This window comes from Brevibacterium sp. 2SA (assembly GCF_005502845.1).
Taxonomy (GTDB): domain Bacteria; phylum Actinomycetota; class Actinomycetes; order Actinomycetales; family Brevibacteriaceae; genus Brevibacterium.
In genome coordinates this window covers 13,529-30,050 of record NZ_SCMW01000049.1, presented here as the reverse complement: position 1 = coordinate 30,050, position 16,522 = coordinate 13,529, and the positions used below count along the sequence as shown (strand labels likewise).

The following is a 16,522-nucleotide window of genomic DNA, read 5'->3' as shown; positions in this document are numbered from 1 at the left end:
GGGCGGGAGCGTAGGGCGTGAGGCTTTGAGCCGGAAGCGTGTGGAGCTTGCTGCCACGGCAGAGAGGGGCTTGAGCAGTCTGCGCCAACTCGAAGGCGATTGCGCGGAACGTCCATGGTGAAATTTCCGCGAATCTCACCCTGAAAGTGGCGCAGATTCCGTGGTGGCACCCTGGAAACGGCGCAGAACCCGTGGTGGCGCCCTGAACGTGGCTCGGAACCAGGCGGTGGCGGCGGCCGCGACCAGGTTTTCGGTCTCAGCTTTCAGCCCGCCGCTCTCAGCGCCCCGCTCTCAGCCCCGCCGCTCTCAGCGTCCCAACTGATCGGCGATGAGGGCAGCGAGGAGTGCCGTACGCGGGGCAATCTCGGCGATGAGTGCGTGCTCGTGTTCGGCATGCGCCCCGTCGCCCACCGCACCGAGGCCGTCGAGCGTGGGAATCCCGTCGCCGGCGGTGAAGTTCCCGTCCGAGGCTCCGCCGACGGCGACCCCGCGCGGGGCAGCGATCCCGAGTTCGGCGGCCAGTGCCGTCGCCTGGTCGAACAGGGCAGCCGACTGCTCGGGCTCGAACGGCGGGCGGTTGATCCCGCCGATCACCTCGGTCGTCGACCCCTCGAGCTGCGGGTCTGCGGCGAGTGCCCGGACGGCCGCGTCGACGCGTTCGAGCTCGGCTGCGGTGCGGGCGCGGACATCGACGTCGACGCGCGCCTCGGCGGGGACCGTATTCGACGTCGTCCCCGCGGAGATCACGGTCGGCACGACGGTGGTGCCCGCCTCGGCGTCGGAGAGACCGGCGATGAGCGGGAGGGTGAGCGCCAGCGCCATCCCCGCATTGATGCCCTTCTCCGGTTCGAGCCCCGCGTGCGCGGCCCGGCCGCGGAAGACGAGCGTGTAGATTCCGGTGCCCTTGCGCTCGAGCTTGAGCGCACCGTCGGCGCTCGCCTCCATGACGAACACGGCTGCGGCATCGGCCGCCTCGGCGCGGATGAGATCGGACGACGTCACCGACCCCACCTCCTCATCGCCGGTGATGAGGATCGAGAGCCCATCGAGGCCGTCCTCGCCGAGACGGTCGCGGAGCATCGCGACCGCGTGGACGCTCATGATCGCCCCGGTGAGCATGTCGAAGCTGCCGGGTCCGCGGAGGACGCCGTCGGCGGTGGAGAACGGGAGGCGATCGAGCGTGCCGTGGGGCCACACGGTGTCCTGATGGTTGAGGAGGACGACGCGGGGAGCGGCGTCGCCGAACCGCAGGCGCACGTGCGTGACGCCGTCGACGGTGAGGAGTTCCGCCTCGGCGCCGAGGCGCTCGCGCAGGAGTTCCGCGAAGTCGGCTGCTCCGCGTGCCACTGCCTCCTTGTCGGCCGACGGAGTCTCGAGCGAGATGACCCGTTCGAGGTCGGCGAGCATGGTCGGAACGCGGTCCTCGGCGCTGCGGACGAGGTCAGAGGGCTGAGTGGCGGTGTTCGCAGAGGTCGACATGGGCCCGATTCTAGTGCGGGACCCCGACGGTAACCCGCCCTGTCCGCATGGCGCGCTCGGGCAGCGGCAGTCGCAGCCGGGGTGTCCGGCGGTGTTCGCGCTGAGAGAAGTCACGGGGAGGGCGGGCACAACCTCTGCAGTGTGTGGTTTGCTTGTCGTATGGGTGAGGCAGTGAGTTCGAAGCGGTACACACCGGAAGAGCGGACCTTGTACCGCGAGAAGCTCGCGGAGAATCTGGAGCTCTTCGACACGTACCTCCGTCATGCCGAATTCAAATCGGCGGGCACGATCGGACTCGAACTCGAGCTCAACCTCGTCGACGAGGACAATCAGCCGAGCCTGCGGAACAAGGAGGTGCTCGCCGACCTCGATGACGAGTTCCAGTCCGAGATCGGCGGCTTCAACCTCGAGCTCAACCACCCGGTCCTCCAGGTCGCCGGGCGCGGGCTGAAGACCTTGGAATCCGGGGTCGCCGATCGCCTGGCCCGAGCCAAGCGCGCCGCCGAGGCGAAGGGGCTGAGGATCGCGTCGATCGGAACCCTGCCGACGCTGACGACGCAGTTCCTCAGGACCGAGCCGTGGATGACGGAGGAGAACCGGTACGAGGCGCTGAGCAACTCGGTCATCGACGCGCGCGGGGAGTACGTGCAGATCGAACTCGACGGCAAGGAGACGTACCGCCAGGAGTTCTCCGACATCGCCCCGGAGTCCTCGTGCACGTCGATGCAGCTCCATCTCCAGGTCGCCCCGAACAAGTTCGCCGAGGCATGGAACGCCTCGCAGGCGATCGCCGCCGCGCAGGTCGCGGTGAGCGCGAACTCCCCGCTGTTCGTCGGCCACAAGCTCTGGCACGAGTCCAGGATCCCCGTCTTCGGCCAGTCGATCGACACCCGCACCCCGGAGCTCGTCACCCAGGGGGTGCGCCCGCGCGTGTGGTTCGGGGAGCGGTGGATCACGAGCGTCTTCGACCTCTTCGAGGAGAACGTCCGCTACTTCCCGCCGCTGCTGCCGGAGATCAAGGACTTCGTCGAGTTCAGCGATGCCGATGCCCCGAAGCTCTTCGAGCTCAACCTCCACAACGGCACGGTGTGGCGGTGGAACCGGCCGATCTACGATGCCGGCGACAACGGCGCGCACATCCGGGTGGAGAATCGTCTGCTGCCGGCTGGTCCGACCCCCGTCGATATGGTCGCTGATGCCGCGTTCTACTACGGCCTCGCCGAGTTCCTCGTCGGAGAGAACCGTCCCGTGTGGTCGCGGATGTCCTTCGCCGAGGCGCGCGAAAACTTCTTCGCGTGCGCGAAGGACGGCATCACCGCCCGGGTGACGTGGCCGAAGATCGGGCACATCGCCGTCTCCGACCTCGTCATCGACGTCCTCATCCCGCAGGCTCGCCGCGGTCTGCGGCGGCTCAACATCGACAAGGACGTCATCGACGAGTACATGTCGGTCATCGAGGGCCGTGCCGAGCGCAAAGCCAACGGGGCGACGTGGCAGCTGCGGATGCTCGACCGGCTTGCGCCCGGCAGCCGGAAGAACACGCGCGAACGGGACGAGGGGCTCAAGGCGATGATGGACGCCTACCTGACGAACCAGGAGAGCGGCCGCCCCGTCCACACGTGGGACGTCCCCGCGTGAGGGGTTGCGCTCGCCGTCTGACGGGCCTTGAGCTGACTACCCCTCTCGCCATGTCCCGACGCCCCGACTCCAGGTCGTTCTGGGCAGATTTTCGGCTGAAGAATCTGCCCAGAACGTCCTGAAGTCAGTGGGCGGCGGCGAATCGACGGGAAGCCGGTGATTCTCCGGACGCAGAGTGTCGATTCTGCCAGCGCAATTCGACACTCTGCGTCCGGAGGATCCGCTCCAGCGCGAGGCGTGCCCCGTCAGAGCCTTTCGACCTCGACGAAGATGACCGCCTCGTCGCTGCCCGGGTTGGAGACCTCATGCTCGGAACCGGCGGCACGCGTGTAGGCGACGCCGGCTTCGAGCTCCGCTGTGAGTTCGGTGCCGTCGGCATTGCGCACGTGCATCGTGTCGGTGACCATGGGCACAACGACGTACTCGTGCTCGTGTCGGTGCATCGGAATGATCCCGCCGGGCTCGATCGTCCACTTCGTCACTCGGAACACTCCGTTGTCGAGCTGCACCTCCCCGGTCGCGCCGGTGTCCGCGGCCGCTGCGTCATCTGTGCTCATCGTCCCGACTCCTTCGTTGGTGGTGCGTGCCAGAGGGTGGGGCCGCAGCGGGAATTGCTCCGGCAGAACCTGCGGCCGTCCGCCCACCCTAAGCCGACTGCTGCAGTGACGGCTAGCATGTGCACTATGCGATACCCCATGGCTGACATCGCCGAGGTCGACGACGACATCCGCGAGCACATCCTTGCCGTGTCCGAGAAGACGGGATTCGTCCCCAACGTCTTCCTCTCCCTGGCCCGTCGCCCCGACGAGTTCCGCGCGTTCTTCGCCTACTACGACGCCCTCATGGAGAAGGAGACGGGGAACCTCACGAAGGCCGATCGCGAGATGATCGTGACAGCCACCTCGGCGACCAATCACTGTCTCTACTGCGTCGTCGCCCACGGTGCGGTGCTGCGGATCTACGCGAAGGACCCGTTCGTCGCCGACCAGGTCGCCCTCGACTACGCACACGCCGACATCACCGATCGGCAGAAAGCGATGCTCGACTTCGCGATGACCGTCGCGCAGGCGCCGTGGACGATCACCGACGAGGACCACGCCGCCTTGGCCGCTCACGGCTTCGACGCCGAGGATGCCTGGGACATCGCCGCGATCACCGGCTTCTTCGGCCTGTCGAACCGGATGGCCCACATCGCCGGCATGCGCCCGAACCCCGAATTCCACCTCATGGGCCGGACTCCCCGCGAGCCGTCGGCGGATACGAGGACCACCGAGGCGACGGACTCTGCCGCCGACGCAGCCGGTTCCCATGAACTGGCGGACACGGGTGCTCCCGCACCGGCCGATACCGCGCGCCAGCCCACCGAGGCGACGGCCACCCCCGCACCGGCGACCCCGAAGGAAGCGAACCGACGATGACCATCGACCACACCCCGAGCCTCCACGTCTCCGAACGGGCCGGCCGCGTCCGTCCGTTCGCCGCGATGAACATCGTCGCCAAGGTCCAGCAGATGCAGCGGGAGGGACGCGACGCGATCGCGATGTGCCTCGGCGAACCGACGCAGGGCGCCCCGAGCCCGGTCAAACGGCGGGCGGCCGAGGCACTGACCGACGGCACGAACCTCGGCTACTCGGCGATCTTCGGCATCCCCGACCTGAGGGAGGCGATCGCCGGGCATTACCAGGACTGGTACGGCGTCGACATCCCGATCGAGCGGATCCAGGTGACGACGGGATCCTCCGGCGCCTTCCAGACGGTGTTCCTCACGTGCTTCGACGTCGGCGACCGGGTGGCCGTGGCCCGCCCGGGCTACGGCGCGTACAAGAACATCCTCGCCGCCCTCGGCGCTGACATCGTCGAACTCGACTGCGGAGTCGACCACGGCTACCAGCCGACCGTCGACCTCCTCGAACAGGCCCACGCCGAGGCTCCGCTGGCCGGCCTCATGCTCGCCTCGCCCGCGAATCCGACGGGGACGATGATCGGGGCCGACCACCTCGGCGAACTCATCAGCTGGTGCCGCGACCACGACGTCCAGGTGATCTCCGACGAGATCTACCACGGCATCAGCTACATCGGCACGCCCGGGGAGACCGCGCTCGCCCACGACGACGAGGCGATCGTCATCTCGTCGTTCTCGAAGTACTGGGCGATGACCGGGTGGCGGCTGGGGTGGGCGATCCTGCCCGAACGCCTCGTCACCGCCGCGACGAACGTCACCGGCAACCTCGCCCTGTGCGCCCCGGTCCCCGCCCAATACGCCGCCCTGGCCGCCTTCGACCCCGAATCCTATGCCGAATGCGAGGCCGCCGTCGCCTCGTTCGCGCGCGCCCGGGACCATGTCCTCGCCGCAACCGATGACCTCGGGTTCACCGACATGGCCCCGCCCGACGGCGCGTTCTACATGTACGCGCGCATCGACGACATCCTCGCCCGCTCGCGGGGCCGGTTCGCGACGGCGACCGACTGGTGCGAGGACATCCTCCAGGCCACGGGCGTCGCCTTCGCCCCGGGTGACGACTTCGATTCCGTGGACGGCTGGCGTTCCGTGCGCCTGTCCCTGGCCGTCGGTGCCGACCGGACCGCCGAGGCGCTCGACCGGGTCCTCGACCACCTCAGCTGAGGGTCGGCGCGGGGCTCACGCGACCGGCCGAGGTGCGGAGGCTCAGTGCTCGTGGCCTTCGACGGTGTGGGCGATCGCGTCGAGGATGATGTGGGCGACATGGGCGTCCTTGAGCGAGTAGTACGCCTCCCGGCCGACGCGGTTGACCCCGACGAGGTGGAGCCCGCGGAGGAACTTGAGGTGCTGGGACACGAGCGGCTGCGACAGGCCCGTCGAGTCGACGATGTGCGTCACCGTCGCCTCGCCGTGCGCGAGGACGAGGAGCATCTTGAGCCGGGACGGAGTCGCGAGCGCCTTGAAGAGGTCGGCGGTCTCGGAGATGGCTTCGAGGTTGCCCTCGGGATCGCGCAGCAGGGCCTCGACGTCGGCGTTGACCGGGACGGAATCAGAGGAGGCAGCCATGGACTGAGGTTACCGCAACAGCTGTGCGGTCCCTCAACCGAAGCGACGCTCGCCGAGGCGGCCGACCGTGCCGCTGCACCGGCCGGATCCAGCGCGCCGAGGCGGCCAATCGGCCCCTCACCTGTTCCCATCGTCCTCGGCGTCGGGGTCGTCCGGCCGACGAGGATAAGGGGTGTCTCCCGTGATGCGAGTGCCGTCGGCGGCCGTCAGCGTGGAGAGCGGGCCTGCCGCTGCGAGGACGCGCGCACCCCGCACTAAGGTGCCGACGAGTGCCGCGGCATCGAGGCACCGCATCGGCAGCCGGTCATGCGGGGGACAGGCGAGTCGCCCGATCGTGAAGACGACGATCGTGACCCCGAGGACGATGACGGCGATCATGAGCGCAGCCGTGTGCGCACCGTGAGTGCGGCACTGGCGATGACCGCGGTGCCGCAGAGGATCGTCGGCACGTCGAGGTGCTCACCGAGGAGAAGAGCCGCCCAAGCGATCGACATGACCGGCTGGACGAGTTGGATCTGGGAGACCTGCGCCATCGGGCCGATCGCGAGCCCTCGATACCACGCGAAGAAGCCGAGGAACATGCTGATCACGCACAGGTAGGCGAAGGATCCCCACTGCCCGACGGTGCCGGTGGGCGGCTGTTCGACGATCGCGATGATCGTCAGGGTGAGTGTCACCGGGGCCGAGAGGACGAGCGCCCACGAGATCGTCTGCCAGGCACCGAGTTCACGTGCGAGCACACCGCCCTCGGCGTAGCCGATCGCTGCGGCGCAGACGGCGGCGAAGAGGAGGAGATCGGCCGGCTGGATGCCGCCGAGATCCGCGCCCTGAACGATCGCGAAGACGACGGCGAGAACGGCGCTCAGGCCTGCCAGCACCCAGAACAGCGGGCTCGTCCGCTCCTTCGTGCGCAGCACCGCCACCGCGGCCGTGACCGCGGGCAGGAGGGCGATGACGATTGCGCCATGACTGGCCGGTGTCTGGGTGAGCGCATAGGAGGTGAGGAGAGGGAAGCCGAGGACGACGCCTCCGGCGACGACGAGCAGACGCAGGCCCTGGGACACGCTCGGGCGGGGGAGCGTCGGCAGTTGCGCTGGCAACGCTCCCGACCCGTCCGCGGCGGACGGTCCGGGACGGTGAGCGCGGATCGATGAACCGCCTCGGCGGGTACGCCTCCAGGCGACGAGGAGGAGCAGGCCGGCGAGAACGGAAGCGACGGCGGCGCGGCCGGCACCGATGAACAGCGGGGACAGGGTCCCGGGTTCTGCGGCGATGCGGGTGAGCGGCACGGTGAAGGAGAACGCGGCGACGCCGAGCAGGCCCCACAGGAGTCCCGCTCCCGCGGACCTGGTGTGTAGCGGTTGGCGGCTGGAAGCAGTAGCGCTATTATTGTCCTTCATGCAACACGATAGCAGTTCGCGGATCGCTGCGGAACTCTCCCGGTGGGTCGCTGACGCCTCGGCCGGTGATCGGCTGCCGTCGTCGCGGGAGCTCGTCAGGCAGTACGAGGCCTCGCCCGTGACGGTGCAGAAGGCGCTGGCGAGCCTTGCCCGCCGCGGACTCGTCGAGTCGCGACCGGGCGTGGGAACGTTTGTGCGCGGTCACCGCTCGTTCGCGGCACCGGACCTCAGCTGGCAGACGGGGACGCTCGGGCCGCAGGATTATGTCCCGGCCGCCGCTGCACCGCTGCGGGACTCGAGCCACGACCAGTTCGCCCTCAACGACGGCTATCCGGAGGCGGGTCTGCTGCCGCGCACTCTCGTCCGGGCCGCCTTCGGTCGTGCGTCGCGGTCGGAGGACGCCCTGCGCCGGGGACCGTCTGCGGGCCTGCCCGATCTGCAGGCCTGGTTCGCCGCGGAGGTCTCCGACTACGGCGCCGCCTCACCGCCGAGCGCCGCGGATGTGACGATCGTGCCGGGCAGCCAGACCGGGCTCGGGTCGGTCCTGCGATCGCTCGTCGGGGCCGGAAGACCGCTCGTCGTCGAATCGCCCACCTATTGGGGACTCATCACCGCAGCTCGCCGGTCCGGTGTCACGCTCGTGCCGGTGCCGACAGGGCCGAGCGGACCTGACCCGGAGGTCGTCGCCGAGGCACTCGAGCGGACGGGCGCCACCGCGTTCTACGCCCAGCCGAACTTCACGAATCCGACCGGCGTCCAGTGGTCGCCGGAGCTGCGGGCGCGCGTCCTCGAGGTCGTCGCCGACCGCCGGGCGTTCCTCATCGAGGACGACTGGGCCCACGACTTCGGGATCGATGCGGAGTCGGTCCCGCTCATCGGCGATGACGCGAACGGCCACATCGTCTACGTGCGGTCGCTGACGAAGAGCGTGTCCCCGGCGGTGCGGGTGGCCGCCGTCATCGCCCGCGGACCTGCACGCGATCGCATCCGCGCCGATGTGCAGGCCGAATCGATGTACGTCAGTCCGCTCCTCCAGGCCGCCGCCCTCGACGTCGTCACCCGACCGGCGTGGCGCACGCACGTCCGCGGCCTCGGCCGCCGCCTCGGTGAGCGGCGGGATGCACTGCTCACGGCTATCCGCACCGAGGCCGACCGGATCGCGGTCGACCATGTGCCGCAGGGTGGGCTGAATGTCTGGGGCCGGCTGCCGGAGGGCACCGACGTGGGATCATTCGTCGCCGAGGCGGCCGCGCGCGGTGTGCTCGTCACCGGCGGCACCGAGCTCTTCCCCGCCGAGCCCTCGGCGCCGTACGTCAGGCTCAACTTCGCCGGCCCGAATCCGGAAGGCTACCGCGAGGCGATGCACCGCCTCGGCGAGATCCTGGGTCGGGACTGAACGCGCAGGATCCGTGACGGTCCGGGGGAACTGCGCCTAGGCCTCGCCCTGTTCGGCCGTGCCGATGGCGTCGGGAAGGTCGTCGAGCAGCCACGGGTAGCTCAGGGGCGAGAGGTTCGTCAGTGCGGTGAACTCGTCGTCGTCGAGGATCGCGTAGTGCTTGCCGCGGATGACCTTGACCTCGCGGTAGAACGGGTCGGCGAGGTCGGCCTTGTCGAACAGGCCCTTGCCCTTGTCGGGGAAGTGGATGAAGAGGACATCGGCGTCGAGGCTGTCGATCTGGGACTTCTTCACCTCGTGCTCCTCCGCGGTGTACTCCTTCGCCGAGGTGGACGGCAGCAGGCCGAGGCCGGTGAAGAAGCTGCTGTCGCTGCCGTCGTAGGAGAGGTAGTCGACCGAGGACTTCTCGACGTTCGCGAACGTGTAGGTGGTGTCCTCGAACTCGAGGTGGCTCGAGGCGATGTCCTCGGCGGACGCGGCGATGTCATCGACGACCGTCTTCGCCGCGTCCGCCCGGTCGAGGGCTGTGGCGACGGCGGCGGTGCGATCGGTCCATGTGTCATCCGGCGCCGAGGCGACGACGGGGGCGATCTGCGACAGCGCATCATAGTCCGCTTCGGCGGAGTCGAGACCGGTGGCGAGGATGACGTCGGGAGCGGCCTTCTTCAGGGCGTCGAGGTCAGGGCCGTCGACGGCGTCGTAGGTGGCCGGAGCGTCGAGCCCCTTGTCCTTGAGGGCGGTGGTCGCCCAAGAGGAGAGGCCGCTGTCGTCCGCGGTGGCGGCCGGGGCGAGGACGGGATCGACGCCGAGGGACAGAGCGATGTCGAGGTCGACGGAGCTGGTCACGGCGACAGTCGTCGGCTGCTCGGGGATCTCGGTGGTGCCGTAGGGCGAATCGATCGTCTGCGGATAGTTGCCGCCGGCCTGGTCGTCGGCGGTGCCGGGCAGGATCGAGCAGCCGCTGACGAGCAGGGCTGCAGTGGTGGCAGAAGCGATGGCGGGGAATGCGGTGCTGAGTTTCACCCGGCCAGTGTAGTCAGGGCAGCGCTTCGACGTCCGTCTGGGTGCCGATGAGGTCGTCGGCCAGCGTCTCCCACTGGCCGTACGCATCCGGGTAGGCCGACCGCTGCACGGCCTGCGCCGCCTCGGTGGGCGTCATCCGATGCCAGTTCTCGATCTGGTCGAGGCCCGGGTTGTGGACCTCGGGATTGATGCCGTAGAACGACTTCGTCGCGAAGACGCGATCGGTGAGTTCGCTCGGCTCGCCCCAGCCCTGCGAGGGCCGTTGCTGGAAGAGTCCGACGGAATCGCGGTCGCCGTAGTCGATGTTGCGCAGCGAGGACTCCTGGAGCGCGGTCATGAGTGCGATCCGGATCGCCTCGTCGTCGAAGCCGCCGCCGCGACCGACGGCGATGATGAGGCGGGCGTTGTCGATCTGCTGCTGATTGAGCTGCTGGACGGAGGACATCTGCATCTGCCTGATCGTCGTCGAGCCGAAGGACACGGGCGCGTTGATGATGACGACAGCGGCGATCGCCAACGCCGCCGCTGCTGCTCCGAGGCCGATCAGGGCACCGACGAGCGGGGACCGGCGTCCCTTGCGGTGTCGAGTCTGTCGAGGCATGAATATAACGATAATGCAACAAACTTAAGGGCCAATGTGACCACGCCGTGGTTTTTGTCACAGGAAGGTCACGAATCCCTTGGTGTGGGAGTGATCTCAGCGTGGTTCGGATCGGCGTCGCGCGGACTTTCTTCTTACGGGCTGGCGGAGGATCGTGCGCAGCCGGTCCGGCGCCGTCCGCCGGAAGTCACTGAGGTAGATCTCATGATGCCTGCCGGTCATCGTCAGACCGGCGTCGGGGATGACCTCGTCGTGGAGGTGAGCGAGCACCTCGGCCTCGGCGTCGAAGGGCCCGATGTGAAGCGTCTGGACGCACGTCCCCTCGTCGAGGGTCTCGAACCGGACGTCACGCAGTCGCGGCGGAGCGTTCTTCCGATCGACCGCCTCGGCGACTTGGGCGATCTGCGCGCGATCGAGCCAGTCGGGGACGAGGAGCAGGAGGGTGAAGTCCCAGGCGGACTTGTCCCGGGCCGTGGTGAAGGCGCTCATGTCCTCGGCCCACCACAGTCCCTCGAGCGGTGGGACGACGTAGTCGCGGTCGAGCTCGCGCTTGCTGAAGAACTTCAGCGCATACGCCAGCGGGTAGAGGGATTCGACCGCCGAGGTGAACTCGGGCGAGCTGTTCGGGTCGCCGTGGCCGCTGATCATGAGGTAGGCCCGAGGCGGCACCTCGATGACGTCGAATTCGCCGCGGCGGGCGCGATAGCTCGGCAGGGTCTTCTTGAGATCGATCTTGTCCACGGGTTGCTCCTGTGCGGAAGTGCGGGCGACCGTCCTGGGCGGAGATGGTGTGGCGATGCCCTCCGATTCTAAGCCGGGGTCGGTCTCGGGCGGCCGCAGTGCACCGCAGTCGCTGCGTCCGGGTCGGCGTGCGCCGCGACCGCGACCGTGCCGGCGGTGGCCGGGCCCACGGGCGCCGCATCCGCGCAGGGTCGGCGGGAGCCGCATCGGTAGGACCCGCATCGGCAGGAGCCGCATCCGCCGCATCCACGCCGGCGCTTGACCTTGACACGCTGTCAGGGTCTTGAGTGGGAAGCGAAGGAGGTGGATGACATGACCAGACAACCGACCCATCCACAGCTCACCCGGGCGCTGCGCTCGGGCCCGGCGCAGCAGCGGCTGCAGGCCGCGCTCGCCATCGGCACCGAGGCGGACGACTGCTTCCTCGACGTCCTCATCGAACGCAGTCGCGCCGAGTCCGACTTCTTCGTCCGCGACATGCTCACGTGGGCCCTGACGCGGCTGTCGCCCGGCCCCGTCGTCGCCCGGCTCATCGCCGAACTCGAGTCGGAGACCCCGCAGGCCCGGAGTCAGGCCCTGCACACGCTGTCGAAGATCGGGGACCGCCGCGCCTGGGCGGCGATGGATCCTGCCGTCATCGGTGTCGATCTCATCGCTCATCCCGACGCCGAGGTGGCCCGCAGTGCGTGGAGGTCCGCGGTTGCGCTGGTACCGGGTGAGAGTCGTCACGAACTGGCATCGTTCCTGGTCACACAGTTGGGGCGCGGTGATGTCGAGATGCAGAAGAGTCTGAGCAGGGCGCTGGTGTCCCTGGGTGAGGATGTCGTGTCAGTGGTGGATGGCAGTGTGGAGGCAGAGGAAGAAACAGTGCGGGCACACGCTCTGGCGACGGTCGAGATGTTCCATGACCCCGACGCCGGCTTCGCTCACGCCTTGAACGAGGCCAAGCGGGTGGTCGCACTGGGGTCCGAGGCGTCGGCGTAGACCGATTTTGGGAAGGGTCGGTCGCCTGCGGGCAATACTGTGTGGGGCAAGCACGGTCTCGCCCGCGGAGCCGGCGGCTCGGACTCCTTCCTCCGATCGTCAGGTCTGCGCGTGGTGTCGCTGCGAGCAGCGGCGCAGGTCCGACAACGGGTCGGCGGCATGAACCCGAAGAGCTGTCGAGGGGGTGGACTCGGCGGCCGCGAGCCCGTGTCCGCGAGCCCGGGTCTCTGACATTCTCTGCGTCTGAGGGGAAAGCGAGGTGCGGATGCGCATCGGTGAGGTGTCCCGGAGGTCGGGAGTGAGCGCTCGCATGCTCAGACACTACGAATCGCTCGGACTTCTCGCCCCGAGCGAGCGGACGTCGAGCGGCTACCGCGACTACTCCGCCGCCGACATCGGCCGCATCTTCCACATCGAGGGACTGCGGAAGCTGGGGATGTCGCTGTCCGACGTCGGCGCAGTCCTCGACGACCCCTCGTTCGGTGCCGGAGAGCTCGTCACCCGCCTCATCGCGGCAACGCGGTCCCGGATCGCCGCGGAACAGGCCCTCCTCGACCACCTCGAGCGGATCGACCGGGTCGGTCTCACCGATGGCGACGGTCTGCTCGCGGCGATCGACCTCATGCGCTCACTCGAATCCCGTGATGCCATCCAGCGCCACAAGGCCGCGCTCGGCGTCGGGGTCGACGGGGGAGTGCCCGTCGAGACCCTGGTCGCGGCGGTCCTCGACGAGTCCGTGCTCAATGTCGCCGGAGCCATGCGATGGGCGCTCGCGCAGTCGGCCCCCGCGGCCGTCCCGCACCTCATCGTCGGACTCGATTCGGCCGATGCCGCACGACGACGCAATGCCATCCGGGCCCTCGACGAGATCGCGAGGACCACCTCGGCGGATGACCTCGGCACCGTCATCACCGATGACCTCGTCGCGGCACTGCGCTCCGGCCTGACCGACGACGATGCTCAGGTGAGGACTCTCGCGACCCTCGCCCTGGGCCGGCAGCGCGACCCGCTCGTCGCCTCTGCCCTCATGGACATGGCGATGGGAGATGACACCGACGTCGAGGCGGCCGAACTCCTCGGCGGCTACTACGGCGAGGACAGCCACGACTCGAGGAGCGCACCAGGCTCCGTGACCGGATGGATCATGGTCGAGCTGCACGAGCGCAGCGAATCCTCCGACCCGCATGAGCGCTTCCAGGTCCTCCAAGTGCTCCTCGAGATCCCGGGACCGCTCAGCGACGGCCTCATCGCGCGGCTGAGCCGCGACATCGACCCGCGGATCGCCGCGACAGCTGACGCGGGACTGCGGCGACGTCGCACCCAGTGAGGTCGAGTGAGCTGGGAGTCGCGATCGCACCCAGCGGCAGCGCACAGCCCGCCGACCGGCGGCGGGACGCACAGCCGGTCGGCGGGTCACCTCGGCGTCATCGGTATGCTTCCTTGTCTCCCGCAGCGGACGTGTGATCCCTACAATTGGCCCATGACGTCAGACACCGCGGCACCGGATCCCACCCCCGGGACCCCCGACAGCCATGATCGGGGCAGGCGTCGGCAGCCATTCACCTTCCGCCGGAACAGACACACCGTCACCGGCATCCTCGACTACTTCTTCTTCCTCTTCGGCGGAGCCGCCTCGACGTTCCTCGCCATCCTCATCCTCATCAAGGGATTCAGCCTGGGTTGGTGGCAGCTGCTCACCCTGCTCGCCTTCTGGGTGGTCATCTCCTACCTCACCCTGCCCCGGCTGCACCGGATCCTCACGCAGATCTACGTTCCCAACTACTTCATCGGGCGGGCGCGGACGTCCGACGGCCTCCTCGGCGATCCCGTCAATCTCGCGTTCAAGGGCGACGAAGCGCAGATCCACCACGCGATGAAAGCAGCCGGGTGGACGCTGGCCGACGAGATCACCGCCGCCTCGACGTGGGGAATCATCAAATCGACGCTGACGAAGAAGAGCTACCCGGAGGCCCCGGTCTCCCCGCTGCTCCTCTTCGGGCGGAGACAGGACTTCGCCTATCAGCAGGAGGTCGACGGCGACCCGGGTCAGCGGCACCACGTCCGCTTCTGGAAGACGCCCAAGGGGTGGCTGCTGCCCGGCGGATATCAGGTCGGCTGGCTTGCCGCGGGCACGTATGACAAGAGCGTCGGCCTCTCGCTCTTCACTCTGCAGATCACCCACAAGATCGAAGAGAACACCGACGTCGAACGCGACTACATCGTCAAGACCGTGACCGAGGCCGAACCGTCGGTGACCGTCGACGTCATCAAGGATTTCTCCACCGGATACCACTCGCGCAACGGCGGCGGCGACGCGATCATCACCGACAGCAATCTGCCCATCCTCGATCTCGACAGCGTCACGACCGATTCGTCCGACTACCCCGATCGTCTCGACCTCGCGCTCGACGCCACACAGATCTACAACCAGTCGCACACGGTCTCCGACGTCGCCCGGACGCTGTGGAGCAAGCGCCCGCTGCAGACCCTCATCGGCGCCGCCCTCGTCCTCGTGCTCCTCATCTTCCAGGCCTGGGACGTCGCGAGCACCTTCACCGACTGGGGGAGCGTGCGCGCAGCGGTCGCCGGTGTCGAGGGTGACGCCGGCGGGCTCTCCGACGAGGAGGTCGCCCGGATCGTCGCCGGCATCCTCATCGGGATCAGCCTGCTCATCGGCATCATCCAGGTGATCGCGAGCATCGCCGTCTTCCGCGGCAGCAACCGCGCCCGGCTGTGGATCCTCGCGCTGTCGACGTTCTCCGTCATCGTCTCGATGACGAACTTCTTCACCGGCGACAGCGACGTCGAGACGAACTTCTACTCGCTCATGACGATCGCCCTGCAGGTCGGTGTCCTGCTCACGCTCTCCAGCGACTCCTCACGTCTCTTCACCCGCTTCAGCACCGAGGCGGCCCGAGCCGACCGGCAGGACCGCGCGATCGAGGACTGAGGCGACGTCGCAGAGTAGTCTGAAAGCGGCTGCCGCTGCGGCAGACTCATCGACGAGAGGACGCCCATGACCGACTCCACGACATCCGCCGACGATTCCGTCTTCGACACGATCGACCCCGCGCTCAAGGTCGTCACGGCAGAGATCACCATCGCTGCGCCCGCGGCCGAGGTCTTCGAACTCATCGCCGATCCCTCCCGGCAGCCGGACTGGGACGGCAACGACAACCTCGGCGAGGCGGCGCCCGGTCAGCGCATCACCGGCACCGGGGCCACGTTCATCACGACGCTGACGAAGGGCGTCGATCGGGAGAACCACGTCGTCGACTTCGAGGAGGGGCGGCGGATCGCGTGGAAGCCCGCCGAGGTGGGTCAGCCGATGCTCGGGCACGTCTGGAGATGGGAGCTCGAGCCGGCAGGTCAGGGTTCGGTGCTCGTGCGCCACACCTACGACTGGACGGAGCTGCGCGACCCGAAGCGGCTGCCGCGTGCGCAGTCGACGACGTCGGAGAGCCTGCGCGCCTCGCTCGAGAGGCTCAAGGCCCTCGCCGAGGCGTGACCGGGCTGGAGTGCTCGCGTGGCCGAAGCGATCCTACTTCGGCCAGGCGTCGGCGAGGCGGGTGAGGAGGTTCGCGAGAGTCTCCTTCTCCTCGTCGGTGAACGAGTCGAGAGCGACGTCGACGCTGGCCTTCTGCGCACCGAGGAAGCGGTTCGTGATCGCCCGGCCCTTGTCGGTGAGCGCGATGAGCGTGCGCCTGGCGTCGTCGGGGTCGGCCTCCCTGCGCAGGAGGTCGAGTTCGACGCCCTGCGCGACGAGGCGCGAAGCGCGAGGCTGATCGACGCCGATCGCCTCGCCGAGGGCGCTGACGCCGATCGCGTGCCCCACCTGGGCGAGGGCGATGAGCAGACGCAGCTGGGCGCGCCCGCCGAGGCGACCGCCCAGGCGGCGTGCCCACTCCCGCCACTCGTCGCGTCCGACGGTCTCCCCGTGACCGGAGCCGTCCGTGTCGGTGAAGTGGTTGCCGAACGGTCCGTCCTTGCCGAAGGGACCGCTGTCACCGAACGGTCCGCCGTCGCCGAAGGGGCCGTTCTCGCCGAAGAGCCCGTCCTTGCCGAACGGTCCGCCGTGCTGTCGGCCGTGGCGGCCGCCGGGACCTCCCGAGCGTCCGCCAGGTCCGCCGGGGCCCGCGAATCCGCGGAGGCCGCGCCTCCATTGGAGCTTGGTGAGCGCCTCGGCGATCTTGTCGGTGGTGTCCATGCCTCGATTTTACATGTCCCTTGACATG

General features: G+C 68.6%; 17 protein-coding genes. 8 read left to right on the top strand and 9 right to left on the bottom strand.

What is annotated here, in order from left to right; all coding sequences use genetic code 11:
- Positions 1-306: 306 nt before the first annotated feature.
- A complete protein-coding gene (locus tag FFS20_RS14505) occupies positions 307-1,479 on the bottom strand; it encodes a M20 family metallopeptidase (RefSeq protein ID WP_137826541.1) in 1,173 nt (390 codons plus the stop codon).
- A gap of 207 nt (positions 1,480-1,686) precedes the next feature.
- Here FFS20_RS14505 and FFS20_RS14500 point away from each other — a divergent pair, with 207 nt between their 5' ends.
- Entirely contained in the window at positions 1,687-3,117 is a 1,431-nt protein-coding gene (locus FFS20_RS14500; protein ID WP_249356876.1) for a glutamate--cysteine ligase, read from the top strand.
- 245 nt (positions 3,118-3,362) lie between these two features.
- Here FFS20_RS14500 and FFS20_RS14495 read toward each other — a convergent pair whose 3' ends face one another.
- Positions 3,363-3,674 carry a cupin domain-containing protein gene (locus FFS20_RS14495; RefSeq protein ID WP_137826539.1) on the bottom strand — a complete coding sequence of 104 codons (312 nt, stop codon included), beginning with the start codon at positions 3,672-3,674 and terminating at the stop codon, positions 3,363-3,365.
- Between the two features lie 126 nt (positions 3,675-3,800).
- On the opposite strand from FFS20_RS14495, the gene FFS20_RS14490 reads away from it, so the two are divergent.
- Both FFS20_RS14490 and FFS20_RS14485 read left to right on the top strand, forming a co-directional pair.
- Positions 3,801-4,535, top strand: coding sequence for a peroxidase-related enzyme (locus FFS20_RS14490; protein WP_212743352.1), 735 nt, complete (start codon positions 3,801-3,803; stop codon positions 4,533-4,535).
- A complete protein-coding gene (locus FFS20_RS14485; RefSeq protein ID WP_137826537.1) occupies positions 4,532-5,740 on the top strand; it encodes an aminotransferase class I/II-fold pyridoxal phosphate-dependent enzyme in 1,209 nt (402 codons plus the stop codon). Before FFS20_RS14490 ends, FFS20_RS14485 begins: the two co-directional genes overlap by 4 nt.
- Before the next feature lie 42 nt (positions 5,741-5,782).
- On the opposite strand, the gene FFS20_RS14480 is transcribed toward FFS20_RS14485, so the two are convergent.
- From FFS20_RS14480 to FFS20_RS14470, 3 genes are all read right to left on the bottom strand, one after another.
- Positions 5,783-6,142 carry a metalloregulator ArsR/SmtB family transcription factor gene (locus FFS20_RS14480; protein ID WP_137826536.1) on the bottom strand — a complete coding sequence of 120 codons (360 nt, stop codon included), beginning with the start codon at positions 6,140-6,142 and terminating at the stop codon, positions 5,783-5,785.
- Between the two features lie 117 nt (positions 6,143-6,259).
- Positions 6,260-6,520 carry a hypothetical protein gene (locus tag FFS20_RS14475; protein ID WP_137826535.1) on the bottom strand — a complete coding sequence of 87 codons (261 nt, stop codon included), beginning with the start codon at positions 6,518-6,520 and terminating at the stop codon, positions 6,260-6,262.
- Entirely contained in the window at positions 6,517-7,542 is a 1,026-nt protein-coding gene (locus tag FFS20_RS14470) for a DMT family transporter (protein WP_137826534.1), read from the bottom strand. Before FFS20_RS14470 ends, FFS20_RS14475 begins: the two co-directional genes overlap by 4 nt.
- Between FFS20_RS14470 and FFS20_RS14465 the strand changes: the two genes are divergently transcribed.
- Positions 7,541-8,938 carry a PLP-dependent aminotransferase family protein gene (locus tag FFS20_RS14465; RefSeq protein ID WP_137826533.1) on the top strand — a complete coding sequence of 466 codons (1,398 nt, stop codon included), beginning with the start codon at positions 7,541-7,543 and terminating at the stop codon, positions 8,936-8,938. The genes FFS20_RS14470 and FFS20_RS14465 overlap by 2 nt on opposite strands.
- 36 nt (positions 8,939-8,974) lie before the next feature.
- Here the strand turns inward: FFS20_RS14465 and FFS20_RS14460 are convergent, their stop codons facing one another.
- From FFS20_RS14460 to FFS20_RS14450, 3 genes are all read right to left on the bottom strand, one after another.
- Entirely contained in the window at positions 8,975-9,961 is a 987-nt protein-coding gene (locus FFS20_RS14460) for an ABC transporter substrate-binding protein (protein WP_171007097.1), read from the bottom strand.
- A 13-nt stretch (positions 9,962-9,974) separates the two neighbouring features.
- Positions 9,975-10,562 carry a peptidoglycan-binding protein gene (locus tag FFS20_RS14455; RefSeq protein WP_137826531.1) on the bottom strand — a complete coding sequence of 196 codons (588 nt, stop codon included), beginning with the start codon at positions 10,560-10,562 and terminating at the stop codon, positions 9,975-9,977.
- Positions 10,563-10,658: 96 nt separating this feature from the next.
- Positions 10,659-11,303 carry a GyrI-like domain-containing protein gene (locus tag FFS20_RS14450; protein WP_249356875.1) on the bottom strand — a complete coding sequence of 215 codons (645 nt, stop codon included), beginning with the start codon at positions 11,301-11,303 and terminating at the stop codon, positions 10,659-10,661.
- Between the two features lie 312 nt (positions 11,304-11,615).
- Here FFS20_RS14450 and FFS20_RS14445 point away from each other — a divergent pair, with 312 nt between their 5' ends.
- The 4 genes from FFS20_RS14445 (at position 11,616) to FFS20_RS14430 (ending at position 15,795) form a co-directional block, all read left to right on the top strand.
- Complete coding sequence (locus FFS20_RS14445; protein WP_137826529.1) at positions 11,616-12,287, top strand: HEAT repeat domain-containing protein; 672 nt, start codon at positions 11,616-11,618, stop codon at positions 12,285-12,287.
- Positions 12,288-12,552: 265 nt separating this feature from the next.
- Positions 12,553-13,614 (top strand): MerR family transcriptional regulator, encoded by a 1,062-nt coding sequence (locus FFS20_RS14440; protein ID WP_137826528.1) that lies wholly within the window; start codon positions 12,553-12,555, stop codon positions 13,612-13,614.
- Between the two features lie 153 nt (positions 13,615-13,767).
- A complete protein-coding gene (locus FFS20_RS14435; RefSeq protein ID WP_137826527.1) occupies positions 13,768-15,237 on the top strand; it encodes an LssY C-terminal domain-containing protein in 1,470 nt (489 codons plus the stop codon).
- 66 nt (positions 15,238-15,303) lie between these two features.
- Complete coding sequence (locus tag FFS20_RS14430; protein ID WP_137826526.1) at positions 15,304-15,795, top strand: SRPBCC family protein; 492 nt, start codon at positions 15,304-15,306, stop codon at positions 15,793-15,795.
- 33 nt (positions 15,796-15,828) lie between these two features.
- On the opposite strand, the gene FFS20_RS18350 is transcribed toward FFS20_RS14430, so the two are convergent.
- Positions 15,829-16,494: a MarR family winged helix-turn-helix transcriptional regulator gene (locus FFS20_RS18350; RefSeq protein WP_249356873.1), complete on the bottom strand. Its 666-nt coding sequence runs from the start codon at positions 16,492-16,494 to the stop codon at positions 15,829-15,831.
- Between the last annotated feature and the right edge of the window lie 28 nt (positions 16,495-16,522).

Coding starts and splice junctions, on each gene's coding strand:
- FFS20_RS14465 (WP_137826533.1), top strand. CDS start 7,541: ATGCAACACGATAGCAGTTCGCGGATCGCTGCGGAACTCTCCCGGTGG.
- FFS20_RS14475 (WP_137826535.1), bottom strand. CDS start 6,520: ATGATCGCCGTCATCGTCCTCGGGGTCACGATCGTCGTCTTCACGATC.
- FFS20_RS14485 (WP_137826537.1), top strand. CDS start 4,532: ATGACCATCGACCACACCCCGAGCCTCCACGTCTCCGAACGGGCCGGC.
- FFS20_RS14495 (WP_137826539.1), bottom strand. CDS start 3,674: ATGAGCACAGATGACGCAGCGGCCGCGGACACCGGCGCGACCGGGGAG.
- FFS20_RS14480 (WP_137826536.1), bottom strand. CDS start 6,142: ATGGCTGCCTCCTCTGATTCCGTCCCGGTCAACGCCGACGTCGAGGCC.
- FFS20_RS14455 (WP_137826531.1), bottom strand. CDS start 10,562: ATGCCTCGACAGACTCGACACCGCAAGGGACGCCGGTCCCCGCTCGTC.
- FFS20_RS14430 (WP_137826526.1), top strand. CDS start 15,304: ATGACCGACTCCACGACATCCGCCGACGATTCCGTCTTCGACACGATC.
- FFS20_RS14440 (WP_137826528.1), top strand. CDS start 12,553: ATGCGCATCGGTGAGGTGTCCCGGAGGTCGGGAGTGAGCGCTCGCATG.
- FFS20_RS14470 (WP_137826534.1), bottom strand. CDS start 7,542: ATGAAGGACAATAATAGCGCTACTGCTTCCAGCCGCCAACCGCTACAC.
- FFS20_RS18350 (WP_249356873.1), bottom strand. CDS start 16,494: ATGGACACCACCGACAAGATCGCCGAGGCGCTCACCAAGCTCCAATGG.
- FFS20_RS14445 (WP_137826529.1), top strand. CDS start 11,616: ATGACCAGACAACCGACCCATCCACAGCTCACCCGGGCGCTGCGCTCG.
- FFS20_RS14505 (WP_137826541.1), bottom strand. CDS start 1,479: ATGTCGACCTCTGCGAACACCGCCACTCAGCCCTCTGACCTCGTCCGC.
- FFS20_RS14435 (WP_137826527.1), top strand. CDS start 13,768: ATGACGTCAGACACCGCGGCACCGGATCCCACCCCCGGGACCCCCGAC.
- FFS20_RS14490 (WP_212743352.1), top strand. CDS start 3,801: ATGCGATACCCCATGGCTGACATCGCCGAGGTCGACGACGACATCCGC.